The sequence below is a fragment of the Pseudoxanthomonas sp. GM95 genome, from assembly GCF_900109775.1.
Classification (GTDB): Bacteria; Pseudomonadota; Gammaproteobacteria; order Xanthomonadales; family Xanthomonadaceae; genus Pseudoxanthomonas_A.
The window spans coordinates 246,784-272,445 of record NZ_FOAX01000003.1 but is presented as its reverse complement, the minus strand read 5'-3'; the positions used below and the strand labels follow the sequence as shown (position 1 = coordinate 272,445).

The window sequence follows — 25,662 nt, the reverse complement described above, 5'->3', positions numbered from 1 at the left end:
GCCCGGCACGCCACCATGACCGGCCAGCACGCCACAACGAAGCACGGGATCGGAGCGCCGCGCTTGCGCCTCTTCCGTAACGCGATGCGGTGGCTGTGCGCGTGCGTGTTGCTGGCGCCGCTGCCGCTGCTGGCGCAGACCTATCCGGCGACGCTGTCCAACACCGCCACGCTGACCTTGCCCGGCGATACCAGCGATCCGGACACGTCCAACAACAGTTCAACCGACCAGAACACGCTGGCGCTGCAGGCCGATATCAGCGTCACCAAGACGGTGCTCAGTGCGTCGCCGGTGCCCGTGGGTGGGCCGGTGCGTTACCAGATCACCGTGGCCAACGCCGGCCCGTCGCGCGCGCAGGGCATCACCCTCAACGACAGCGTGCCGCCGCAGCTGCAGAACGTCACCTGGACCTGTACGCCCACGGCCAATTCCATCTGCAGCCTCGGCAGCGGCGCCGGCAGCCTGGCCCTGCAGCTGGACCTGGCCGCCAACGGCAGCGCCACCGTGGTGATCAACGCCACCGCGCCGACCACTACGCCCAGCACCATCGCTGCGAACACGGCCACGGTCGTGCTGCCGGTGACCATCAGCGATCCGACGCCGGGCAACAACACCTCGACCACGCCGACGATCCCGGTCACGCCGGCGAGCATCGTCGCGAACAACGACGCGATCGGCCCGGTCAATGGGCGCAGCGGCAGCACCAACGCCGGCAATGTGCTGACCAACGACACGCTGGCTGGCGCCGCCGCGACTTCGGCCAACACCACGCTCAGCGTGGTCACGCCACCCTCAACGCCAAACATCACTTTGGACACCAGCACCGGCGCGATCGCCGTCGCTGCTGGTACGCCGGCCGGCACGTACACGCTGGGCTACCAGCTGTGCCAGACCAGCAACCCGAGCAATTGCGCGACGGCCACGGCGACGATCCAGGTCGGCGCCGCGGTGCTGGCCGCCAATCCCGATACCGCCGGCCCGATCAATGCCACCACCGGCGGCACCGCCGTGGTCAACGTGCTGGACAACGACACGCTGGACGGCGCGACGATCGCGCCCGGCAGTGTCACGCTGGCGCCGGTCAGCAGCGCGCCGGTCACGATCAACGCCAATGGCACGGTCGATGTCGCCGCCAACGCCACGCCCGGCACCTATCCGGTCAGCTACACCGTGTGCGAGGTGTTGAACCCGAGCAACTGCGTGACCTCGACGGTCACCGTCACCGTGGCCGCCGCCGCGGTCACGATCGATGCGCTGGACGACAGCGGCAGCGCACCGGCCACCGCCGGCGGCGTGGCGATCGCCAACGTGCTGGCCAACGATCTGGCCAACGGTGCGCAGGCCACCACCACCAACGTGACGCTGACCGTGGCCACGGCACCGTCGACGCCGAACATCGCGCTCAACACCGGCACTGGCGCGATCACCGTCGCCGTCGGCACTGCGGCCGGCAGCTACAGCCTGACCTATCGCATCTGCCTGGTCGCCACGCCCAGCGACTGCGATACCGCGACCGCCTCGATCACCGTGGCCGCGGCCACGCTGATTGCGAATAACGACACCGCCGGCCCGGTCAGCGCCACCACCGGCGGCAACGCGCTGGTCAACGTGCTGGACAACGACAGCTTCAACGGCGGCGCGATCCCGTCCGGCGCCGTGGTGCTGACCCAGGCCGCGGGCGCGCCGGCGTTCATCACGATCACGCCGGCGGGCGAGGTCAACGTCGCGGCGAACGCCACTGCCGGCGTCTATACCGTTGGCTACACGATCTGCGAGGCCGCGGCGACCAGCAACTGCGCATCGGCGTCGGTCACGGTGACCATCAGCGCTGCGGACCCGGTGATCGATGCGGTCGACGATGTCGTCAGCACCCTGGCCGGCAATGCCAACGCCGGCAATGTGCTGGCCAACGACAGCCTGGATGGCGCCACCCCGACCGCCGCCAGCGTCACCCTGACCCAGCAGAACGTGCCGGCCGGCATCACCATCGCCGCCGATGGCACAGTGAGCGTGGCGGCCAACGTTGCGCCGGGCAGCTACACCACCAGCTACACGATCTGCCAGACCGGTTCGACCACGGTCTGCGATAGCGCCAGCGTCACGATCACGGTCAATGCGCCGGTGATCCCGGTGCAGGCGGTCAACGACACCGCTTCGATCACCGCCGGCACCACCAGCGCCGGCAACGTGCTGGCCAACGACACCGTCGGCGGCGCTGCGGCGACCACCGCCAATGCCATCGTCACCCAGCAGAGTGCGGGCGGCCCGATCAACATCGACGGCAGTGGTGCGATCACGGTCGCGGCCGGCACGGCGGCCGGTACCTACACCGCCACTTACCAGATCTGCGCCAGCGCTTCGCCGGCCTCCTGCGATACCGCCACGGTCACGGTAACGGTCAATGCTGCCGCGCCGGCGATCGATGCGGTGGACGATGCGTTCTCCATCGTCAGCGGAGGCACGGCCAACACCAGCGTGCTGGCCAACGACACACTGGGCGGCGTGGTGGCGACGGCTTCGAACGTCGTGCTCACCCAGACCGGCGGCCAGCCGGTGATCACCATCGCCGGCGACGGCGCGGTCAGCGTGCGCGCCGGTACTGCGGCGGGCAATTACACCGCCAGCTATCGCATCTGCGACGCCGCCGCGGGGTCGACCAACTGCGACACCGCCAGCGTCACGATCACCGTCACCGCACCGCCTGCAGTGATCGCCGCGACCAACGACAGCTTCAGCACCACGCCCGGCAGCAGCGCCGGCAACGTGCTGGTGAACGACACCGTCGATGGCGCGCCGGCGACCACTGCAACAGTCGCCATCACCCAGCTCACCGGCTCGCCCAGCGTGGGCATCGGCAGCGATGGCACGGTGACGGTCGCGGCGGGCGTCGCAGCCGGCACGTATACGGCCAGCTACCGCATCTGCGATCTCAACGACGCCAGTAACTGCGATACCGCCAGCGTGACCGTCACGGTCACCGCGACCACGGCCGCGATCGATGCAGTCGATGACAGCTTCAGCCTGGCCGCGGGTAGCAGCGGCGGCAGCGTGCTCGGCAACGACAGCGTGGCCGGCGCGCAGGCCACCGCCGCGAATGTCACCGTCATCCAGACCGGCGGCAGCCCGGACATCGTCATCGCGGCGGATGGCACGGTCAGCGTTGCCGCTGGCGTCGCGGCAGGCACGCGCACCGCGTCGTACCAGATCTGCAGCCAGGCCCAGCCTTCCAGCTGCGACAGCGCGAATGTCAGCGTGACCGTCACGGCGCCACCGGTGGTGGTGGACGCGGTCAATGATGTGTTCTCCGCCGCCTCCGGCAGCACCGACGCCGGCAACGTGCTGCTCAACGACACCGTGGATGGTGCAGCCGCCACCACCGCCAATGCCACGCTCACCCAGCTCAGCGGCGGACCGGTGATCAGCATCGGCGCCGATGGCACGGTCAGCGTGGCCGGCGGCACCGCGGCGGGCAGCTACAGCGCCAGCTACCGGCTGTGCCAGCTCAACACCGGCACCTGCGATACCGCCACCGTCACGGTGAACGTCACCGCGACGGTGAACGTCACCGCCAACGACGACAGCTTCACCAGTGCCACCGGCACCGGCACGCTGGGTAACGTGCTGGGCAACGACACGGTTGATGGCGCCGCGGCGACCACGGCCAACGTGAGCCTGGCGCAGACCACGGGCACGCCAACGATCGTCATCGCCAGCGATGGCAGCGTCAGCCTGGCCGCGGGCACGGCGGCCGGCACCTACAACGCGACCTATCGCATCTGCCAGACCGGTTCGACCGACAACTGCGATACCGCGGCGGTGACCGTCACCCTCACCGCCAGCGCGGTGGTGGTCGATGCGGTCAACGACGGGCTCAGCATCCTGGTCGGCGAGACCGCAGCCGGCAACGTGCTGGACAACGACAGCGTCGATGGCGGGGCTGCGACGACCGCCAATGCGACCCTGACCCAGCTCACCGGCACGCCGACCCTGAGCATCGCCAGCAACGGCGTGGTGAGCGTTGCCGTAGGCACGGCGCCGGGCACCTATTCGGCCAGCTATCGCCTGTGCGCGACCGCCGCGCCGACCAACTGCGATACCGCCACCGTGCTGGTGACGGTCAACGCGGCGGTGGTGGCCGCCGACGATGCGTTCTCGGCGCTGTCCGGCAGCAGCGGCATCGGCAACGTGCTGACCAACGACAGCGTGCGCGGCCAGCCGGCTTCGCCCACCAACGCGACACTCACCCAGACCGGCGGCCAGGCAGCGATCACTATTGCCACGGATGGTTCGGTCGGCATCGTGACGGGCACCGCCGCGGGCACTTACACCGCGACCTACCAGCTCTGCGAAGTGGCGTTCCCCACTAGCTGCGACAGCGCCACGGTCACCGTGACGGTGACCGCGCCGGCCAGCGTGGTCGCCGTCGACGATGCGTTCTCCAGCGTCGCCGGCAATGCCAACGTCGGCAACGTGCTGGGCAACGATACGGTCGATGGCGCGGCCACCACCAGCAGCGTCAGCGTGACCCAGCTCACCGGCACGCCCGCAGTGGTGATCTCCAGCAGCGGCGTGGTGAGCGTGGCCGCCGGCACGCTGCCGGGCACTTACAACGCCAGCTATCGCATCTGCCTGCTCAGTGCGCCGAGCAACTGCGATACCGCCGACGTAACCATCACCGTCACTGCGGTGGCCGCGCCGATTGCGGCGGTGAACGATGCGTTCTCCAGCGCGGCCGGCAGCACCAACGCAGGCAACGTGCTGGCCAACGACACCGTGGCCGGCGCGCCCGCCACGGCCGCCAACGTCACCCTGACCCAGACCAGCGGCACGCCGGCGATCACGATCGGCGCTGATGGCACCGTGGTGGTTGCCGCCAACGCGGCGGCCGGCACCCAGACCGCGGCCTACACGATCTGCCAGACCGCGGCGCCGACCAACTGCGACTCGGCCACGGTGACGGTGACCGTCGCAGCAACGGCGGCCGTGAGCGCGGTCGACGATACGTTCTCCACCACGGCCGGCAGCAACAGCGTCGGCAACGTGCTGATCAATGACACGGTCGATGGCGCGCCAGCGACCACGGGCAACGTCACCCTGACCCAGCTCAGCGGGCTGCCTGCGATCGTCATCGCGCCCGATGGCGCAGTGAGCGTGGCCGTTGGCACCGGCGCCGGCAGCTATGTCGCCACCTATCGCATCTGTGAGCAGGCCAACCCGGGCAACTGCGCCACGGCGACGGTGACCGTCACGGTCAACGCCACGGTGCAGCCGATCGACGCGGTCAACGACAGCTACACCAGCGCCGCGGGCAACACCAACGTCGGCAACGTGCTGGCCAACGACAGCGTTGGCGGCACCCAGGCCACCACGGCCAATGTCACCCTGGCGCAGAACGCGGGCACGCCGGCCATCGTCATCGCCAGCGATGGCACGGTCAGCGTGGCCGTCGGCACCGCGGGCGGCACCTATGCGGCCGAATACCAGATCTGCCAGATCGCCGCGCCGACCAGCTGCGACACCGCCAGCGTGAGTGTCAGCGTGACCGCGGTGAATGCCGTGGTTGCCGGCGATGACAGCTTCACCGCGTCGGCCGGCGCGACCGGCGCGGGCAACGTGCTGGGCAACGACACGATCGACGGCGCCGCTGCCACCACCACGACGGCCAGCGTGACCCAGCTGGGCGGAACGCCGGCGATCACGATTGCCGCCGATGGCACGGTCTCGGTCGCGGCAGGCACCGCAGTCGGCAGCTACACCGCCAGCTATCGCCTGTGCGAGCTGGCCAGCCCGACCAACTGCGACGACGCCACCGTCACGGTGAACGTCACCGCCGCGGTCACCGTGGTGGCGCAGGCCGATGCCTTCAACGCGACCGTCGGGGCGACCAGCGCCGGCAACGTCTTGCTCAACGACACGGTCAACGGCGCGGCAGCAACGGCGAGCACGGTCAGCCTGACCCAGCAGAGCGGTGCGCCGACGCTGTTGATCGCTGCTGACGGCACGGTGAGCGTGGCCGCCGGCACGCCGGCCGGCAGCTACACCGCCAGCTACCAGATCTGCGCGACCACGAGCCTCACCGATTGCGCGACCGCCACCGTCACCGTGACCGTCACGGCGGCGCCGATCACCGCGGTGGCGGTCAACGACAGCTTCTCCAGCACCGCGGGCAATGCCGGTGTCGGCAACGTGCTGTCCAACGACAGCCTGGCCGGTGCGCCGGCGACGGCCACGAACGTCACGGTGACTCAGCTCAGCGGTTCGCCGGCAGTGACCATCGCGGCCGATGGCACCGTCGGCGTGGCTGCCGGCACGGCGGCCGGCAGCTACACCGCGCGCTATCGCATCTGCGAGATCGCCGCGCCGACCAACTGCGACGAAGCCGATGTCGCGATCACCGTGACCGCCGCGGCGCCGGTGGTCGATGCGGTCGACGATGCGTTCTCTGCACCGTCCGGCAGCAGCAGCAGCGCCGGCAACGTGCTGCTCAACGACAGCGCCAACGGCGCGGCGGCCAATACCAGCAATGTGGTGCTGACGCAGCTCGCCGGCGCGCCGGCCATCGTGATCGCCGGCGACGGCACCGTCAGCATCGCCCCCGGTACCGCGCCGGGCAGCTACACCGCGCGTTACCAGATCTGCGTCATCGGCGTGCCGACCAGCTGCGACACCGCCGATGTCAGCGTCACCGTGACGCCGGCCGCCGCGCTGGTGCTGGCGGTGGACGACAACATCGCCACCACCGCCGGCACGGCCAACGCCGGCAACGTGCTGGGCAATGACACGGTCGATGGCGCCATCGCCACGACCGCAACCGTGGTGTTGACCCAGCTTGCTGGCGGACCGGCGATCACGATTGCAGCCAACGGCGCGGTCTCGGTCGCCGCCGGCACCGCGCCGAGCACCTACACCGCGCGTTACCAGATCTGCCAGGTCGGCAACGCGGGCAACTGCGATACCGCCGATGTCACGGTGGTGGTCGCCGCGACCGCGCCGGTGCTAGTGGCGGTGGACGATGTGTTCGTCAGCACCGCGGGCAATACCAGCGTCGGCAGCGTGCTGGCCAACGACACCGTCAATGGCGCCATTGCCACGACCGGCGAAATCACCGTGCAGCAGCTGTCCAGCACGCCGCCGGGCATCACCATCAACACCGCAGGCGTGGTCTCGGTGGCCAGCGGCACGCCGGCCGGCGCCTACACCGCGCGCTATCGGATCTGCCTGACCACCGTGCCCAGCACCTGCGAAGAGGCCAACGTGCTGGTCACGGTGTCGGTCACGCCGGCGACAGTCGTGGCGACCGATGACGGCTTCACCAGCGCCGCGGGCAACCCGAACGCCGGCAACGTGCTGGCCAACGACACCGTCGATGGCGTGACCGCGACCCAAGCCAACAGCACCCTGACCCAGCTCGGCGGCGGCCCGGCGATCACCATCGCCGCCGATGGCACGGTCAGCGTCGCCACGGGACTGGCCGCAGGCACCTACACCGCGACGTATCGCCTGTGTGCGACCAGCGATCCGGGCAGTTGCGACACCGCGACGGTCAGCGTCACGGTCACTGCCGCGCCGGTCACCGTGGTGGCCGGCAACGACACCTTCAGCGTGGTGGTCGGCGGCCCGTCGCCGGGGAACGTGCTGGACAACGACACCGTCGGTGGCAGCCCGGCAACCCCGGCCAATGTCGACCTGACCCAGACTACGGGCCAGGCAGCGATCCTGATCGCGACCGATGGCACAGTGAGCATCGTGCCGGGCACGGCGCCCGGCACCTACACCGCCACCTACCGCATCTGCGCCACCGGCAGCACCACCGACTGCGCCACCGCGACGGTGTCGGTCACCGTGACTGCCGCACCGGTCGTGGTGAGCGCCAGTGCCGATACCTTCGCCGCCACGCCGGGCCAGGCCATCGCCGGCAACGTGCTGGCCAACGACACAGTCGATGGCGCGCCGGCGACGACGGCCAATGTCACGCTCACCCAGACCGGTGGCCAGCCGCAGATCCTGATCGCCAGCGACGGCACGGTCAGCGTTGCGGCCGGCACTGCACCGGGCAGCTACACGGCGAGCTATCAGATCTGCCAGGTTGGCGCCCCGACGAACTGCGCGACCGCCACGGTCACCGTCAACGTCAGCGCCGTGGCAGCGGCGATCGACGCCGTCGACGACAGCCTCAGCGGCAGTGCCGGCGGCATCGCGGCCGGCAATGTGCTGAGCAACGATCGCCTGGCCGGCGCGCCGGCGACGACCGCCAATGTCACCGTGACCCAACAAGGTGGCGCACCGGCGATCACCATCGCCGGCGATGGCAGCGTCAGCATTGCCGTCGGCACCGCCGCGGGCACCTACGCCGCGACCTACCAGCTCTGCGAAATCGCCAGCCCGACCAACTGCGATACGGCCACCGTCACCGTGACCGTCGTGGCCACGGTCAATGCGATCAACGCCGTCAACGACACCCTGACCGGCGTGCCCGGTGGCGTGGCGTCAGGCAGCGTGCTGGACAACGACACCCTGGCCGGTGCGCCCGCCAGCATCTCCACTGTCACCGTGGCCCAGCTCACCGGCGGGCCCGCGCTGACGATCGCCAGCAACGGCACCGTCACCGTGGCGGCCGGCACCGCGGCCGGCAGCTACACCGCCAGCTATCGCCTCTGCGAAATCGCTGCGCCGACCAACTGCGATACCGCCACGGTCACCGTGGCCGTCACTGTCGCAGTGCTGCCGATCAACGCGGTCGACGACAGCTTCGGCCCGGTCAACGGCACCAGCGGCGCGATCAACATCGGCAATGCGCTGGCCAACGACACGCTGGGCGGCGTGGCGGCCACCGCGACTACGGTCTTGCTGACCCAGACCTCCGGCCAACCGGCGATCACCGTCGCCGCCGATGGCACGGTCGGCGTGGCCGCCGGCACAGCGGCCGGCACCTACATTGCCGCCTATCGCATTTGCGAACGCGCGAACCCGGCCAACTGCGACCTGGCCCAGGTCAGCGTGACCGTGCAGGCCGCCGCGATCGTCGCCAACGACGACAGCGTCGGCCCGGTCGATGGCGTGGCCGGCGCGCAGGACGTGATCAACGTGCTGGCCAACGACCTCTTCAATGGCCGCGCGCCGGTCGCGGGCGAAGTGACCCTGGCACCGGTCACGCAGGGCCCGCTGTCGATCGACCAGAACGGCTTGCTGGATGTCGCGCCCAATACGCCGGCTGGCACCTACCTGATCACCTATCGCATCTGCGATGCGCAGAACCCCGCCAGCTGCGACGACGCCACCGTGACCGTCACCGTGCGCGCGCAGCCGCTGCAGGCCGTCGATGACGCCGCACAGGTACCGCAGAACACCGGCCAGCTGATCAACGTGCTCGGCAACGACAGCCAGAGCGGCACCGCGCTGGATGCCACGCGCGCCACGATCACCCAGGTCACCACGCCCGAACACGGCGCGGCGGTCAGCAACGGCCAGGGCGGCATCGTCTACACGCCGCAGACCAACTACAGCGGCCCGGACAGCTTCCAGTACACGGTCTGCGAAACCGCCGTGCCGTCCAACTGCGCCACCGCGACGGTCAACGTCACCGTGCTGCCCAACCAGGTCACGGCCAACGCCGATGCCGCACAGGCCACCGCGCCCAACCCGGTGGTGATCGACGTGCTGGCCAACGACACCGCCGTCGGTGCGCCGCTGGATCCGGGCTCGCTGAGCGTGGTCGGTGCGCCGGCGTCGGGCACGGCGACCTGCGCGCAGGGCACGTGCACCTACACGCCCAACGCCGGCTTCAGCGGCAACGACACCTTCACCTATCGCGTCTGCGATACCTCCGCGCCCACGCCGGTGTGCAACACGGCGGTGGTGACCATCGCGGTCAACAGCCTGGAATTCAGCGTGCGCCTGCAGTTGGCCGTGGCCCAGCGCACGGTGCGCATCGGCGGCGCGGTGCGCTACACCGCCACGGTCGAGAACGTCGGCACGCTCGATCACACCAACGACACCGTCTCCATCACGCCGCCGCCTGGGTTCACCTACATCGAAGGCACGATGCAGCTGGATGGCAACGATCTCGGCGCCACGCAGCCGACCGCGCAGATCAGGTCCATGACGTTGAGTTCCACGATGCTCGCTGCCGCGGTCGGCATGCAGGCCCGGGTGGCCGCCGCCAACACGGCTGCGCGTGTCAGCGCGACCTCGCCGATCACCATCCGTGGCGTCGACCTTGATGTGGGCCAGCGCGTGGTCTTCACCTACTACCTGCGCGTTGGTGCCGGTGTCGGGACAGGCATGCACAACAGTGTCGGTGTCGTGCGCGAGAACGAAGAGGACGGAGGCTTCGTCATCAGCAACGAAGCCAGCGCCGTGGTCGAGATCGAGGGCGATCCGGTCATGGAAGAAAGCCTGGTGCTGGGCACGGTGTTCGACGACCGCGACGGCAACGGCATCCAGAGCCCGGGCGAACGCGGCATCGCCGGCGTGCGCATCGGCTCGGTTGAAGGCCTGATCTCCACCACCGATGGCTACGGCCGCTACCACGTGATCGGCGTCAATGCCGGCAACGCCGCGCGCGGGCGCAACTTCATCCTCAAGGTCGATACGGCGACGCTGCCAGCCGGCACCACCTTCACCACGCCCAATCCGCGCGTGCGCCGCATCACCGCCGGCATTCCGGTGCGCTTCGACTTCGGCGTGAAGCTACCGCAGCGCGACGCGTCTGCCAACGCGGCCAGTGCGGGCAAACAGATCCAGCTGGCGCCGGCGCTGTTCGATACAGAGGGCAGTGTGGCGAGCGAGCACGTACAGACCATCGCCGAGATCGCCGCGCTGGTGAAAACCGCCGATGCCCAGGTCAGCGTCGACGCTGCGCCGGGTGAAGACGCCATCGCGCTGCAACGCGCGCTGTCGGCCCAGTCCGCGCTGCAGGCGCAGGCTGGCGTGCCGGTGGACGTGGCGGTGCGCGACGCGGGCAGGCGCGGCCTGTTGCAGGTCGGCGGCAACGCCGCGCAGCTGCTGCCGGCGCTGTTCGACGGCGATGCGCCACGCGCTGCAGATCAGCCCCTGCTGCTGGCCGCGGGCGACGCGCTGGCGGCACATCGCATCGCGGTGATCGAAGTCCCGGCAGGTGATCCCGCGCAGGCCCAGCGACGCGTGGAGTCCGTGCGCCAGCTGCTCGCGCCGCGTCTGCCACCGGGCACCGTTCCTGATGTGCGTGTGGCCGGTGCGGAGGGCACGCCATGAACAATACCCGGCGCTCCTGGCTGGCCGTCTCGATCATGCTGGCGTTGCCGACGATGGCGCGCGCGCAGCAGGCCGGCGGCGAGGTCGAACACTGCGGCGTGCAGGGCTGCGGTGTCGGTCGCCCCGTGCTCTACACCGTCAGCGAGCAGGACCAGACCCACCTGCATACCGGTAGCGGCAACGATCCGCTGGCTGCGCCTACCGCGGCCACGCCGAACGAAACGATCTCGCTGCTGAGCCCGCTGTCGGCGCCGGCGGCCGGTGCGCTGGAATTGCCGCAGGGCGGCGTGGTCTGGGCGACCGAAGACCCCGCCTTGGCCGAGCCGGTGCTCAACGTGCAGGCCGGCACGATGGTGCCGTTCCAGGACGGGCGCATCACCCGGCCGGTGCGCTTCCACAGCTACAGCAACTACACCGCCTTCATCGACAAGCTGAAGGTCACCGTCTACCGCGCCAGCGACACCGATCTGGTGACGCCGCTGGCCACGGTCGAACTGCCGGTGACGCCGCTGGGCGATGCGACCTGGGACGGCGCGCTGCCGGCCAGCCTCAACCTGCGCGAAGACGACGAACTGCTCTACATCGCGCGCGCCTACGGCGAGGGCGGTGCGTTCGACGAAACCCGTTCGCAGCGCATCCGCCTGGTGACCCCGGCTGACTACGAGCGTGGCTCGGAGTTGGCCAGCACCAATGCCTTGCGCCAGGACGGCCAGGCGCTCAACGGCGACGCGGCGCTGGACGTGGCGATCACCGATGCCATCTACGGCGTCAACGGCCTGCGCCTGCAGAACATCTCCATCCGCGGCTCGCGCGTGCGCATCCAGGGCACGGACATCCCGCGCGGCACGCGGATGAGCATCAACGGGCTCAACTTCCCGGTGCTGCAGGACGGACAGTTCGCGGCCGAGTTCCTGGAGCCGGTCGGCGACCATCGCTACCAGGTGCAGGCGGCCACGCCGGGCGCGGCACCGGTGCAGGAAACGGTGGACGTCAATGTCAGCGGCAGCTACGCCTACGCGGTGGGCATCGCCGATGTGACTCTGTCGCGCAACAGCGCCGGCGGCAACACCGATCCGCTGGCCAGCGATGGCCGCGATGACGATGGCTTCCTCAGTGAAGGCCGCTTGGCTTTCTACGCCAAGGGCAAATGGCGCGGCAAATACCTGGTCACCGCGCACGCCGACACGCGCGAAAACCAGCTGGACCACCTGTTCGATGGCTTCTTCGAAGCCGATGCCGAAGACATCTTCTGGCGGCTCGATCCGGACCTGTATTACCCGACCTACGGCGACGACTCGACCACCTATCGCGACGTCGATACGCAGGGCAAGTTGTACCTGCGCGCCGATTGGGACCAGAGCCAGGCGGTGTGGGGCAACTTCGTCACCGGGTTTTCCGATACCGAATACGGCCAGTACAACCGCTCGCTGTACGGTGCGGCGATCGACTGGCGCTCGCGCGCGACCACGCCGCTGGGCGAGGCGCGCACGCAGGTCAAGGCGTTCGGCTCGCAGGCGCAGACCGCGCTGGGCCACAGCGAATTCCTGGGCACCGGCGGCAGCCTGTACTACCTGCGCCACACCGACATCCTGCCGGGCTCGGACCAGGTGGTCATGGAGGTGCGCGACCCCACCACCGGGCTCACCGAGGCGCGCGTCACCCTGCAGAACGGCGTCGACTACGAAGTCGACAACCTGCAGGGCCGGATCTTCCTGACCCGGCCGCTGGCCCAGATCACCCGCGAGAACGTCCGCAGCATCACCCGCGACACGCCGCTGGATGGCTACTCACAGATCCTGCTGGTCGACTACGAATACGTCCCGGACGACTTCGACACCGACGACGTCAGCATGGGCTGGCGCGGCAAGCACTGGTTCGGCGATCACGTCGCCGTCGGCGGCACCTATGTCGATGAAAACCGCGGCGGCGACGACTACACGCTCAAGGGCGCCGATCTCACCCTGCAGGTCGGGCGCGGCACGTATCTCAAGGCCGAGCTGACCCAGTCCGAAGCCACCGCCGCGCCGATCTTCTATTCGGACAACGGCGGCCTGAGCTTCGTCCAGCGCAACCCGGACAGCGGCGCGCGTTCGGGCGATGCGTGGTCGGTCGAAGGCCGCGCCAACCTCAAGGAACTGGGCTGGACGCGCCACGAGTGGACGATGGGCGCGTGGTGGCGCGAAGTGGATGCCGGCTTCTCGGTCTCGCGCTACGACACCGGCCTGCCGGTGACCGAATACGGCGCTGAGTTCCTGGGGTATGTCACCGATGATTTCAGCCTGTACGGGCGCTACACCAAGGCCGAGCAGGGCGCGCAGTCGCTGGCCCAGACCCAACTCACCGCCGACTGGCGGCTGGGCGAGAAGACGCGCATCGGCGCCGAGCTGCGCCAGCTCCAGGAGCGCGGCACGCTGACGCCCTACGACGCCACGCTGGGCGCGTTGAGCTACCACTACCGGTTGACCCCGGAGCTGGAGCTGTACGGCATCGGCCAGCTCACCTTGAACGACGATGACGGCGCCTACGAGCGCAACAACCTGGCCACGGTCGGCGCCGAATATCAGTTCGGCGATCGCTCCACCGTCGGGGCGGAACTCAGCGCCGGCAGCCGCGGCCACGGCGGCGCGGTCACCGCCGAATACCGCGTCAACCGCGACCAGACCCTTTATGGCGGCTATCGCTACACCAGCGACCAGCTCACCGACGACCTGTGGACCAACAGCAGCGCCACGACGACACAGAATGGCTGGACCGCCGGCCAGCGCTGGCGCGTCACCGACCGGCTCAACGTCTACAACGAGAGCCAATATCTCAAGGACATCGACAGCGAGACCTCGGGCCTGACCAACACCGTCGGCATGGATTACTCGCCCGGCGATGGCTGGACCATCGGCGCGACCTTGATGGACGGCAACCTGGACTCGGTCAGCGGACCGGTCGATCGCCACGCCTACAGCCTCAGCGGCGGTCGCACCGATGCCAAGACCCAGTGGTCGAGCAAGCTGGAATACCGCAAGGACAGCGGCGCCGAGCAGCGCACGCAGTGGGTCACTACCAACCGCCTGCTGATCAAGCTCAACGAAGACTGGCGCCTGGCCGCGCGCGCCAACTATGCCGATACCGATGACGACCTCAACCCGCTGGCCGGTGCCAAGCTGGTGGAGAGCAACGTTGGCTTCGCCTGGCGTCCGCACGACAACACGCGCTGGGCCGCGTTCGGCAAGTACACCTATCTCTATGACGTGGCCTCGCTGGGCCAGGTCGGCAACGACACCGCCGACCAGCGCTCGCACGTGCTGTCGCTGGAAGGCGTGATGCAGCTCAACGACGACTGGGAAGTCGCCGCCAAGCTGGGCGCACGCCGTGGCGAGGCACGCACCGGCCGCGGCACCGGCGACTGGCTGGACAGCCGCACCGAGTTCGCCGCGCTGCAGGTGCGCTACACCCTGATCGCCAAGTGGGAAGCGCTGGCCGAATACCGCGTGCTGACCGTGCGCGACGGCGGTGATCGCAAGGGCTGGCTGGTCGGTCTGGACCGCCAGATCGGCGAGAACTTCAAGATCGGCCTGGGCTACAACTTCACCGGCTTCAGCGACGACCTGACCGAGCTGAAGTACGACCAGCGCGGCTGGTTCCTCAACCTCTCCGGCTACTACTGAGCCATCGCGGCGCATAAAAAAGCCCGACCTGAAAAGGCCGGGCTTTGGGAGCAACGACGCGGGAGAGAGGACGCCTCGTTGTCTGCATTCGCCAGAGCCACCCCAGCGAGTACGGGAGTGAGTCTCTGCTTGCCAAGCGCAATCGCTCCTGAATTTTTTGAACGTAACGGTTTATTAATTCAGGTGGCGGTGTGGGAGTTCAAGACGGCGTGCCAGCGTGCGCCGGCATGTGGCGCGTCTGTGGCCCTCATTGCAGGATGGCGTTGGCCCAGGCGACCACGGGGGTTGGGGTTTTCGCGACTGCCGATGTATCCGCGACTGCAGCGACCAGTTCGATGACCTGCACGCCTGCCACGGGCACAGTGAGCTGCGTCGCAGCGTCGCTCTGATGCAAGGGCGTGGTCTCGTGCAGCAGCTGGCCGTCGCCGTAGACCCGGAACACCACGTCGCCCGCGACCGGCTTGGCCGTGTCCTGCAAACCCACCTGCGTGGTGAAGCGCGAGAAGTCGCCGCCGGCGCGCACTTCCAGGCGTGAATCGGCGTGGATGCCGATGCCGTCGCGATACGTCGTGCCTGCAATTCGCAGCGGACTGCCGTCGGGCGCGACATCGGTGCGCGGCGTGCCGGCGATGCCGGCCAGGTCGGTGCTGTAACCCTGCACGCCATCGACCGCGACGTGAATGCGTCCGGTCATGTCGCTGAGTGGCTCGCCTTCGGCCAGTGCCGGCGTGCCCTGCACGCGCAGCATCATCGACGCATGCGGGGCCAGGGCGAAGCGCAGCGGCCCGGCGTGGGCGGGCAGGTCGCGGTGTTGCCAAAGGTCGCGTGCCTGCAGCGGCGCATCGGCACGCAGCTTGAGCTGAGCTGCATCCACCTGCGCGGTGGCGGGCGTGTCGCCGCGGTTGAACAGCACCACGGCCTTCGCACCGCGCGTGGACAGCGGCTTGACCAGCACCTGCACCTGGCCGGTCTCCACGACCAGGCGGCCCTGGTTGCCGGCCGGGTCCTGGTTGACCGCAATAACTTCGGGATTGCGCAGGAGCTCGATCAGCGATGCCGGCGCCCGGGTCAGGTCGAAGCCCATCAGCAGCGGTGCCGAGAGGATCGCCCACAGCGAGAAATGCGTGCGCGCTTCGGTCAGGTGTTTGGCATCGAAATCGCCCAGCCCGATCGCCAGCATGTCCGGATCGTTCCAACGGCCCGGGCCGGCATACAGCTCGCGCCGCGAGGCCGAATCGAAGTTGTGCAGCATGCTGGCCCAGGTCGGCTCGATGTCCGGGCTGGTGCGCCACAGGTGGCCGTGATCGCCGCCCCAGTTGCGCACGCCGGCTTGCCCCCACGGGCAGATCGCCAGCACGTAATCGTTGTCGGGATTGAGGTCGGCCAGCAGCCGGCCGACGCGCGCGTACTGCGTTTCCACCGCATCGGCATCGGTGCGCTGCGCATCGTCGCGCACGATCAGCGGACGCAGCACGCGATGGCCGCTCTCGACGACGGGCTCGCTGCCTGCACCGAAGTCGGCCAGGCCGCAGGCATCCACCTTCAGATAATCGAAGCCCCAGTCCTGGAACATCGTTTTCAGGTCCGAGGCCTCGAAGCCCTGCAGCCCGATCTCGCGCTGCGCCACGTTGCCGACCGGCAGGTTGGGACTATGCCGGTCGAAGGCCTGCGAACACGCATTGCGGCCCACGTCGGTGTAGAGCCCGGCCTTGAAGCCGCGTGCGTGCAGCGCGTCGGTCCAGGCACGGAAGCTGGTGTCGCCATTCGCCTGTTTGGCGATGGGGAACATGGCCGTGCGGATTTCGATCTTCCCGTCCGCGCCGCGCTTGAGCCACCAGCCATCGTCGATGTTGATGTAGCGATAGCCGGCCTGTTGCAGGCCGCGCTGCTGGATCGTGTCGATCACCGACTCGATCCGCGCCTGGTCGACCTCGGTGCGGAAGGCGTTCCACGGGTTGAAGCCCATCGGGGGCGTCGCTGCGGCACCGTGGCCGTACACGCTGAAGCGTCCGCTGGGCTGCAGTGCATCGTCGCGTTCGGTCGCCGCGGCGGACAGCGCCAGCAGTGGGAGCAGGGTGGCCAGCAGCAGTCGCTTCATCGCTTCATTCCTTGTGCGTCAGACACGGGCGGTGCAGCGATCAAAGCCAGGTCAGGCGGCTTGCTGCCTGGCCAGCTGCAGCGCGTAGAGGGCGGCGCCGTAGTGCGGCGCGTGGATCGGCGTGCGCAGCTCGAAGTCGGTGCTGGCCTTGGCCAACGCGGCCTGGAACGGCTGCATCAGCAGCGCGCCCGCGCTGAACGCCCCGCCGGAATACGACAGCGGCACCGTCTCACCAGGCTGGAAGCCCAGCAGCACGCGCAGCGCTTCGGCAATCTGGGCGAGTTCTTCGCCCGCGCGCTGGAAGATCCCGATCGCCACCGCATCGCCGGCGTTGGCCGCCTGCGCCACCTGCACCGACAGCCGCGCCAGGTCGCCGCGCGTGCCGACGTCTTCGCCGTAGACGTGCGCGCAAATGTCGAGGTCATCGACGAGGTTGAAGTGCGCGCGCAGGATCGCGTGCAGCGGCCCGCGCGGCAGCCGGCCGTCGCTCATCCGCGAGAAGGCGTTCAAGCCCTGCGTGGCGATCCAGTAGGCCGAGCCCTCGTCGGAAAACGCCTCGCCCCAGCCGCCGGCCCGCGCCGCGGCCGCACCGCGTCGTCCATAGCCCATCGAGCCGGTGCCGGCGATGATGTTGATGCCGTCCGCGCAGGCCAGCGAGCCGGCCCAGCCGCACACCATGTCGTTGTCGCAGGCGTAGCGGTCGTGGCCCAGCACCTGCGCGGGGATCGCCTGCAACGCCGCGGTGGCGCGGCTGTCCTCGCCATAGGCGGGCAGGCCGAAGAACGCCTGCGCGATGTCGCTGCGCGTGCGACCCAATTGGTCGAGCACCGCGGTGATGCCGTCGCCCAGGATGCGGCGCACGCCGTCCAGGCCCACCTGCGGGTGGTAGGTGGTGCCCAGTTGGGATTCGGCCAGCAGCGTGCCGGCGCCATCGACCAGCGCGAAGCGGGTCTTGGTGCCGCCGCCATCGACGCCCAGGTACAGCGCGTGCGTCGTCATCCGGCTCAGGCTTCCAGCGCGTACAGCTGCACGCCCTGCACGACGCGATTGACGATGCCGGCAGGATTCGGGTTGTCCGGGGTCACGCCGCGCACGCGCGAATGCAGGAAGGCGTAGATCTGCGCGGCGGCGATGTACGGCCACAGCAGGTCCAGGTCGCTGGCGTGTTCCAGGCCCGGCACGGCCAGCGTGTCGGCCAGCGCACTGGCGCGCGGCTGGGCGGAAATCTCGATCACGCGCGCGGCCACGCCATCGCGGCGCAGTTCGTCGATCAGGTCGTGGTCGTAGCGGCGGGTGTAGGGATCGTTGGAGACGAACACCACCACCAGCGTGTCGCCGGTGACGAAGGTCTTGGGCCCGTGGCGGAAGCCCAGCGGCGAGTCGTAGCAGGTCGCCACCGCGCCGTTGGTGAGTTCGCCCAGCTTGAGCGTGGCCTCGCGCGCCAGGCCCTGGAACAGGCCGCTGCCCAGGTACACCACGCGATCGTGGTGCGCGTTGGCCAGGGTCTGCAGCAGCGGCAGCGCGTCCTCGATCACCGCTTCGGTCGCCTGCGCGATCGGGTCGATGCGCGCGTCCAGTTCACCTGCCGGCAGCAGTGCCGCGGCGGTGGCGTACATCATGCAGCTGAAAGACGAAGTCATCGCGAAGCTGGTGTCGTGCGTTTCATCGGGCAGCTGGATGGTCATCGCGTGCGCGACTGGCGCCGAGGCCAGCTTGCCCTGCGCGTTGCAGGTCACCACCAGGTGGCGCACGTCGCGCACCAGCGATTCGGCCAGCTCGACCGCGGCGATGCTTTCCGGGCTGTTGCCCGAGCGGCCAAAGGACACCAGCAGCAGCGGCTGTTCCGGATCGAGATAGAGTTGCGGCGCGCAGACCAGGTCGGTGGTCGGCACGGCGTCCACGCGCGCGGTCAGGCGACGGTCCAGCAGCGGCGCCAGGCACTGGCCGATGTAGGCCGAGGTGCCCGCGCCGGTGAGGATCACGCGCGCGGCCGGGTTGCCGGCGATCGGCGCGACGAAAGCCTGCAGCTGCGCGTGCAGCCCAGCCACCAGCGCGTGGGTGCGCTGGAGCATCACAGGCTGCTGGGCGATCTCGCGCGCGGTCCAGATGGCGTTGGTGGCCTGCAGTTCGGCTTCGGTGGTGCCGAAGAACTCAGGGGCGGTCTTGGTCATGGCATGCATGGTGGTAGTCATCGAGGACGGCACTGACGTGGGCCATGGCCAAAGACTGCGGGTCGAGCGTCGCGGTCCCGGTACGGAGGGCGTGCAATGCGTGGGGAAGGAACTGGCTGATCAGGGAGATCGGCGGCGGATTCTGGCGCAGGTTGTCGAACAGCTGCAGGCGGGCTTTTTCGATGGTCGGATCGGGCCAGTAGTAGCGCATGCGATCGGACAGGCTGTAGTGCATGTCCACCGCCAGCGCGTGGCCCTGGCTGTGGTAGTAGCGCTGCCAATACTTGGGCTCGGCGATCATGCGTGCGAGCACGACCTCGCGCAGGTGCGCCTGGCGCGGCTCATCGATCCATTCCGATTCGATCGCATCCAGCGCCCACAGCGCCTCGCGCAGGGCGAAGGTCAGGCCGGGGCCGACTTTGAGGATGGCGAAGTGGTCGCGCACCAGCGCGGTGAGCGCGCCGCGGGTCTGGTAGTCGGTCGAATGCGCCTCGAACACCATGCCCGGCACGGCAGTGATGGCCGCGCTCAACGCGACGGCTTTCTCGGGCACGTAATCGATGACGCTGTGGTGGTCGAACTCCACGCCCGGCTGCACGACCGAGGCGACCACGCGCTGCCACGCGTCTTCCAGGCCGGCCTCGACGAAGGCGACGCGGTGCGCTTCGATGGTGGCCAGTGCGGCTTCGGGCGTGGTCAGGGCCAGGCCTTCGATCGCTTCGGTGGCGCCACCGGGCACGGGCACTTCGGTGCCGATGACGTAGACCGGTGCCTCGCCGCCGGCCTGCTGCCACGCGGCTTCGGAAGCGCGGGCCAGGCGCACGGCGCGGCGCACGATCTCCGCTTCCGGCAGCGGCTCGGGATCGCCGGTGCAGGCCATCGAGCAATCGAGATGGATCTTGCGGAAACCCGCGGCCACGAACGCGCCGACCATCACTTCGGCCTTGTCCATCGCGGCCGTCGCATCGAGCGTGGTCCACGGGTTCGGGCCCAGGTGATCGCCGCCCAGCGCGATGCGCGACGCATCGAAGCCAACGCGCTGGGCGATGCCGTGCACAAAGGTCACGAAGTCCGCCGGCGTCATGCCGGTGTAGCCGCCGTCCTGGTTGACCTGGTTGCAGGTGGCCTCGAACAGCACCACGTCCTGGCCGGTGCGCTGGGCATGGCGCAGCGAGGCTTCGATGACGATGGGATGCGCCGAGCAGATCGAGGTCACGCCGATGGCGTGGCCTTTCTTGTGGCGCGCGATGAGGTCGAGCAGAACGTGCATGACGACGAAGGGTCCGATCAGGAAAGAGGAGCGGCGGGGTCGCGTTCGGGTTCCAGCACCAGCAGCAGCGAGGCCACCAGCGCCAGCACCAGGCCGGCGGCCTTGAGCGGGCCGGGCATCACCCCGGCGAACAGCAGCGACAGCGCGGCGGTCACCAGCGGCGCGCCGGCGTTGCTCAGCGGCGCGACCACCATCGCCTTGCCGTAGCGGAAGGCGAACACCAGCGTCAGCGCACCGATCGCATTGAGCACCTGGATGCCGGCGGCCAGCCACGGGCCCGTCAGGCCGGTGTTGATCGGCTGCGACCAGTCGGTCATCCACAGCGCCACCGGCGCCAGCAGCAGCGCGCCGATGGTCATGTACGCAAAGATGCTGTCGGCCCGCACGCTGTCGTTGGCCAGCTTCATGAAATACGCCTGCACGCCCCAGGCCAGCATGATCAGCAGCGATTGCACGAACCAGCCCAGCCCGGCGCCGCCGCGGCCGAAGGACAGGTCCAGCATCGGCAGCGCGACCAGCGCCAGCACGATGCCCAGCGTGCCCTGCCAGCCGGTACGCTCGCGCAGCAGCAGGAACGACAGCGCGATGGTCACCACCGGCGACAGCGAGATGATCGGGAAGATGAAATACGCCGGGCCAATCGTCAGCGTGTGGAACAGCAGCATCTGCCCGCCCGCGCCCAGCAGGCCCACGGTCAGGCCATAGGCGATCGCCTTGGGGCTACGCTCCAGCTGCCAGCCGCCGCGCGCCAGGATGTACAGCGCCGGCGGCACCATCGTCAGCGCCCACACGACGTAGACCAGCGTGTCCGGGAAGCCGTGCGCGGCCGACAGCGGCGACAGCGCGCCCCACACGCCCCACAGCACCACGGTGACCAATGCATAGGTCAGCCAGGGACGCCGGCGCGGCGTGGTCGTTGCGACGGTGGCGCTCATGCGACGGACTCCGGCGTGGCCTGCAGGAAGAGGAAGCGTTCGAACTTGGCCGGCAGCTTCGCCACCGGCCCTTGCACCGCGCCCAGGTCGGTCTCGTTGAACAGGTCGCGGACCTTCCAGCGGCCGGCGGCCAGGCCGCGCAGTTCGATGGAACCATCGAAGCTCGGCGCATAGAAGGTGTAGTACTGCGCCCCGTCCTTGGCGATGGCGTGCGCCTCGGGCTTGTCGAAGCCGATGTCGTACAGCGCCCCCAGGTATTCGCCCTTGGGCAGCATGTGCGCCTTGTACAGGTCCACCCACTTGCGCCACAGCGCTTCGCGTTCCGGCGTCAGCACGAAGCCGCCCGGTGGCAGCGGCTCGGCCGGATGCTCGGTGTCGCGCGGCCAGGTGAACTTGGTCGAGATCACCGCGCCCAAACCAACGCTGGAGGCGAAGTCGTCGCGGTTGTCCGACAGCTCCACGTGGTCGCCGGCATAGCTGCTGGTATGGCCCATCAGCGCCTTGATCGACTTGCCCTTGCTGCGCACCTGCCACGAGGACAGCGGATCGGATGACGGGTACTGATCGGTCGCCGGCAGGTTGTGGATGGCGAACGCGGTGCCGCAGGGGCACAGCTCGATCACCGCGTCCGGATTGACCTCGCGCGCGGCGCGATGGATCGCCTGCCAGAACGTGGCCAGCCCTTCGACCGAATCGGTGGGATGGGCGTGCTTGTGCGCCGGGTTGTAGCAGGGCGCCACCGCGTTGAGGTGCTGGCCGTCCAGCTTGATGCCGTCGAAGCCCCAGTCGCCGATGATCTTTCTGGTCAGCGCAACGTAGAAATCGATGGTCGGCTGGTAAGCGGGGCACTGGGTCAGCGCGTTCCACCAGGTCACGGTCTGGAAGGCGCCGTCCTTGTCCAGCAGCAGCATGTCGACGTGGTCGTGCAGCACATCGCTGCCCGGGTCGGCGGCCAGCGGTGCCAGCCACAGGCGCGGCCGCATGCCGTGCTTGCGGACTTCGGCGGTGAACGCGCGCATGTCGGCATCGCCGCGCGGGAATTTCTTGAGGTCGATCTTCCAGTCGCCCTCGTTGGTCTGCCAGCCGTCGTCCAGCACCGCCCATTCCAGGCCCAGCGACTGCGCCTTGGGCAAGGTGTCGACGATCTGCTTGACGTTGAAATCGCGGCCATAACCCCAGGCGCACCAGATCGGCGCGAACGCCGATTCGGGCGGCGCGGCGCCGACGATGCCTTCGGCCGCCATGAAGCTGCGGTACTGCGCAAGCGGTGCGTAGAAGTCGCCCTGGTGCACGGCGATGAAGGTGCGCTCGGTCACCAGCTCGGCGCCAGGCGCCAGGGTGCTGGCCTGCTGGCCTTCGATCGCGATCGAGGCGCCCTTGGTGGTGCGCCGCACCGGCATGGCCAGCGGGCGCGGCACCAGTTCGACATGGCCCACGGCCAGGCCGACATCGCGGCGCCAGATATTGGCTACCGGCGTGCCGCCACCGTAGTCGGAGGAATCCATCGCCAGGCTGTTGGGCTGGTCGAAACCTTCGCCCATCGGCTGGACCCAGTCGCGGCGATCGGTATGGGTGGCGCCGGAGAAGCTCCAGAAGCCGCCGGCCACTTCCGGCAAGGTGTGGCCGGCGGTGCGCCAGCCGGTCACCGCCAGCGGCGTGCTGCCCACATTGCGGTAGCGCACCTGCAGCAACAGCAGGCCGGGCAGGGCATCGAAACTGCTGACCGCAACCTGCTTTTCCACCGCCTGCGTTTCGGCACGGCCGGTGAACACCCACTGGCGGCCGCGGCCGTGGCGCGGATCGTCCAGCACGTGCAGTTCGCGCTGGCCCAGGGCGAAGCTGTCCAGCGTGGTCTCGCCCAGCAGCAGGGCTTCGCTGGGCGAGAACGTGGTCAGCGCCTTGCCGTTGCGGGACAGGCGGGTGCGCATGCGGCCGTCGAAAGCCAGCGCGATGACCTCGTCCCCGGCGACTGCCGGGCCGCCTTCGGTGGCCGTGGTCGCGGCCCGGACCCAAGGAGACGCGCTCCAGGTCATGCCGCCAGCCACGCTGCCTGCGATGAACTTCAATGCGGTGCGGCGTCCAATCGGGGTCATGAGGCAACAGTCCGGTGGGTTGACTGGCATTCTGCGCGAGGCGCTTCCGTTGATGCAAGCGTTTTGTTTCGATATGGTGTCATTAAGTTTCGTTTTATGACTGGAGCGCACGCATGACCCTGATCCACCGGACCCTGGCCGCCTGTGTGGCCGCTGGACTGCTTGGCCTCACTGGATGCGCGCCTTCGGCGCCGCCGCAGGCATCCACCGCGCCTGCCGAAACGGCGACTTCCACGGCTGCGCCGGATGCGGCGCCCTATGCGATGGACGACTACGCCAAGGTGCGCAAGTTCGACGCGCACGTGCACGCCAACGGCCCGGACCCGGTGTTCCTGCAGCTGGCCCAGGCCGACAATTTCGAACTGCTGTCGATCAACGTCGATTACCCGGACTTCCCGACCCTCGACCTGCAGCACACCGCCGCGCTGAAGTTGGCCAAGGATGATCCGCAGCGCTTCCACTGGGCGGCGACCTTCTCGATGAAGGGCTTCGGCACGCCGGACTGGCTCGCGCGCACCAACAAGCGCCTGGACGACGAAGTGGCCGAGGGCGCGAAGGCGGTGAAGGTGTGGAAGAACATCGGCATGGTCGAGAAGAACGCCAAGGGCGAGCTGATCAAGCTCGACGATCCGGGCCTGTCGCCGGTGGCCGAGCACATCCAGGCGCTGGGCATCCCGCTGATCGCGCACCAGGCGGAGCCGTACAACTGCTGGCTGCCGCTGGACAAGATGACCACCGACAACGATCGCGAGTACTTCTCCAAGCATCCGGACTACTACATGTACCTGCATCCGGAGATGCCGACGCACGAGGACCTGATGGCCGCGCGCGACCGCTTCGTCGCCGCGCATCCGCAGTTGAAGTTCGTCGGCGCGCACATGGCCAGCCTGGAATACGACGTGGACGTGCTGGCCAAGTTCCTGGACACCTATCCGAATGCCACCGTCGACCTGGCTGCGCGCATGAGCCAGGTGCAGTACCAGTCGCTGCGCGATCCGGCCAAGGTGCGGGACTTCTTCGTGCGCTACCAGGACCGGCTGATGTACGGCACCGACCTGACCCAGGCGCCCGATGCGGACCCGGCCGCGTTCAAGGCCGAGGCGCATGCGTACTGGGCCTCGGACTGGAAATACCTCGCCACGGCCGAATCGCAGCGCATCGACATGCTCAAGGCCGACGTGCCGGGCCTGGCGCTGCCGCGCGCGGTGATCGACAAGATCTACTACACCAACGCCGTGCGCGAGTTCGACCTGAAGAACCAGGCGGCCGCGAAATAACCCAGAAAGACGTGTGGGAGCTGCTTCAGCGGCGACGGGCTTTCCTCGTGAAGCCCCATCGCCGCTGAAGCGGCTCCCACATGGCTTGAATCAGGCGCGCAGCAGTTCCACGCCCAACGACTGGCAGGCGGTGGTGATGTCGTCCGGCGCGCCGGTGTCGGTGATCAGCGTATTGAGGCCGGTCACCGGGATGATCCGGTGCAGGCAGACCTTGCCGAACTTGGAGCTGTCGGTGATGGCGATGACCACGCGCGCGGCTTCCACCATCTTGCGGTTGAGCATCGCCTCGGGCTCGTAGTGCGTGGTGATGCCGCGCTCCAGGTCGAAGCCGTCCACGCCCAGGAACAGCTTGTCCACGTGCAGCGCGTCCAGCGCTTCGACGGTGAGGCCGCCGTAGAAGGCCATGTTCTTGCGACGCAGTTCGCCGCCCAGCATCACGATGTTGATGTTGGCCTTGGCGGTCAGCGCGCCCAGCACGCCGAAGTCGTTGGTGACCACGGTGACGTCGATGTCCGGCAGCGCCTCGGCCAGCTGGATCGCGGTGGTGCCCGAATCCAGGGCGATGGTGTCGCCGGGCTTGACCAGCGCGGCGGCGCGCGCGCCGATGCGGCGCTTTTCGTCCAGGTGGGCGGTGCGCTTTGTTTCGTAATGCGGTTCGGCCGGCGCGCCGCCGACCACGCTGCTGTCGATTGCGCCGCCGTAGGCACGGGCCATCACGCCGCGTTCGGCCAGGTAGCGCAGGTCCTTGCGCACGGTCTGCATGCTCACGCCAAACTGGCGGGCCAGCGCGGTGACCTGGACGCTGCCATGCTGACGCACGAGCTCACTGATCTGCAGGCGGCGCTGGCTGGTATCGCGGGTAACAGGCGGCATGGAGGCTCCTGGGGCAAACGTTTCAGAGTATACGGGCATTTCGTTAAATTTCGC

At 68.8% G+C, this 25,662-nt stretch carries 10 protein-coding genes; 3 read left to right on the top strand and 7 right to left on the bottom strand.

Annotation, left to right across the window (positions count from 1 at the left end; genetic code table 11):
* Nucleotides 1–63: 63 nt before the first annotated feature.
* Both BMZ17_RS16035 and BMZ17_RS16030 read left to right on the top strand, forming a co-directional pair.
* On the top strand, nucleotides 64–11,232 hold the full coding sequence (locus BMZ17_RS16035; RefSeq protein ID WP_175485639.1) for an Ig-like domain-containing protein: 11,169 nt from the start codon (nucleotides 64–66) through the stop codon (nucleotides 11,230–11,232).
* Entirely contained in the window at nucleotides 11,229–14,891 is a 3,663-nt protein-coding gene (locus tag BMZ17_RS16030) for a porin family protein (protein ID WP_093140714.1), read from the top strand. The genes BMZ17_RS16035 and BMZ17_RS16030 overlap by 4 nt, the downstream gene beginning before the upstream one ends.
* Before the next feature lie 247 nt (nucleotides 14,892–15,138).
* Here the strand turns inward: BMZ17_RS16030 and BMZ17_RS16025 are convergent, their stop codons facing one another.
* The 6 genes from BMZ17_RS16025 to BMZ17_RS16000 are packed head-to-tail and all read right to left on the bottom strand — an operon-like array spanning nucleotide 15,139 to nucleotide 23,458.
* The gene (locus BMZ17_RS16025; RefSeq protein WP_093140709.1) at nucleotides 15,139–16,989 is read right to left on the bottom strand and encodes an NPCBM/NEW2 domain-containing protein; all 1,851 of its coding nucleotides are present in this window, start codon (nucleotides 16,987–16,989) and stop codon (nucleotides 15,139–15,141) included.
* A 51-nt stretch (nucleotides 16,990–17,040) separates the two neighbouring features.
* Nucleotides 17,041–17,988: an N-acetylglucosamine kinase gene (locus BMZ17_RS16020; protein ID WP_093140704.1), complete on the bottom strand. Its 948-nt coding sequence runs from the start codon at nucleotides 17,986–17,988 to the stop codon at nucleotides 17,041–17,043.
* Nucleotides 17,989–17,993: 5 nt separating this feature from the next.
* A complete protein-coding gene (locus BMZ17_RS16015) occupies nucleotides 17,994–19,160 on the bottom strand; it encodes an SIS domain-containing protein (RefSeq protein WP_254775388.1) in 1,167 nt (388 codons plus the stop codon).
* Nucleotides 19,141–20,430 carry a D-tagatose-bisphosphate aldolase, class II, non-catalytic subunit gene (locus BMZ17_RS16010; RefSeq protein WP_093140695.1) on the bottom strand — a complete coding sequence of 430 codons (1,290 nt, stop codon included), beginning with the start codon at nucleotides 20,428–20,430 and terminating at the stop codon, nucleotides 19,141–19,143. Before BMZ17_RS16010 ends, BMZ17_RS16015 begins: the two co-directional genes overlap by 20 nt.
* A 17-nt stretch (nucleotides 20,431–20,447) precedes the next feature.
* Nucleotides 20,448–21,365, bottom strand: coding sequence for an EamA family transporter (locus BMZ17_RS16005; RefSeq protein WP_093140690.1), 918 nt, complete (start codon nucleotides 21,363–21,365; stop codon nucleotides 20,448–20,450).
* Nucleotides 21,362–23,458, bottom strand: a complete 2,097-nt coding sequence (locus BMZ17_RS16000; RefSeq protein WP_093140685.1) for a glycoside hydrolase family 36 protein — start codon at nucleotides 23,456–23,458, stop codon at nucleotides 21,362–21,364. Before BMZ17_RS16000 ends, BMZ17_RS16005 begins: the two co-directional genes overlap by 4 nt.
* Before the next feature lie 113 nt (nucleotides 23,459–23,571).
* On the opposite strand from BMZ17_RS16000, the gene BMZ17_RS15995 reads away from it, so the two are divergent.
* Nucleotides 23,572–24,735, top strand: coding sequence for an amidohydrolase family protein (locus BMZ17_RS15995; RefSeq protein WP_093140681.1), 1,164 nt, complete (start codon nucleotides 23,572–23,574; stop codon nucleotides 24,733–24,735).
* A 90-nt stretch (nucleotides 24,736–24,825) separates the two neighbouring features.
* Here BMZ17_RS15995 and agaR read toward each other — a convergent pair whose 3' ends face one another.
* On the bottom strand, nucleotides 24,826–25,608 hold the full coding sequence (agaR, locus tag BMZ17_RS15990) for a transcriptional repressor AgaR (RefSeq protein ID WP_093140678.1): 783 nt from the start codon (nucleotides 25,606–25,608) through the stop codon (nucleotides 24,826–24,828).
* Nucleotides 25,609–25,662 lie beyond the last annotated feature (54 nt).

Bases quoted from the DNA above. Each gene is read 5' to 3' on its own strand.
- BMZ17_RS16030 (WP_093140714.1), top strand. From the start codon at position 11,229: ATGAACAATACCCGGCGCTCCTGGCTGGCCGTCTCGATCATGCTGGCG.
- BMZ17_RS16025 (WP_093140709.1), bottom strand. From the start codon at position 16,989: ATGAAGCGACTGCTGCTGGCCACCCTGCTCCCACTGCTGGCGCTGTCC.
- BMZ17_RS16020 (WP_093140704.1), bottom strand. From the start codon at position 17,988: ATGACGACGCACGCGCTGTACCTGGGCGTCGATGGCGGCGGCACCAAG.
- BMZ17_RS16015 (WP_254775388.1), bottom strand. From the start codon at position 19,160: ATGACCAAGACCGCCCCTGAGTTCTTCGGCACCACCGAAGCCGAACTG.
- BMZ17_RS16010 (WP_093140695.1), bottom strand. From the start codon at position 20,430: ATGCACGTTCTGCTCGACCTCATCGCGCGCCACAAGAAAGGCCACGCC.
- BMZ17_RS16005 (WP_093140690.1), bottom strand. From the start codon at position 21,365: ATGAGCGCCACCGTCGCAACGACCACGCCGCGCCGGCGTCCCTGGCTG.
- BMZ17_RS16000 (WP_093140685.1), bottom strand. From the start codon at position 23,458: ATGACCCCGATTGGACGCCGCACCGCATTGAAGTTCATCGCAGGCAGC.
- BMZ17_RS15995 (WP_093140681.1), top strand. From the start codon at position 23,572: ATGACCCTGATCCACCGGACCCTGGCCGCCTGTGTGGCCGCTGGACTG.
- agaR (WP_093140678.1), bottom strand. From the start codon at position 25,608: ATGCCGCCTGTTACCCGCGATACCAGCCAGCGCCGCCTGCAGATCAGT.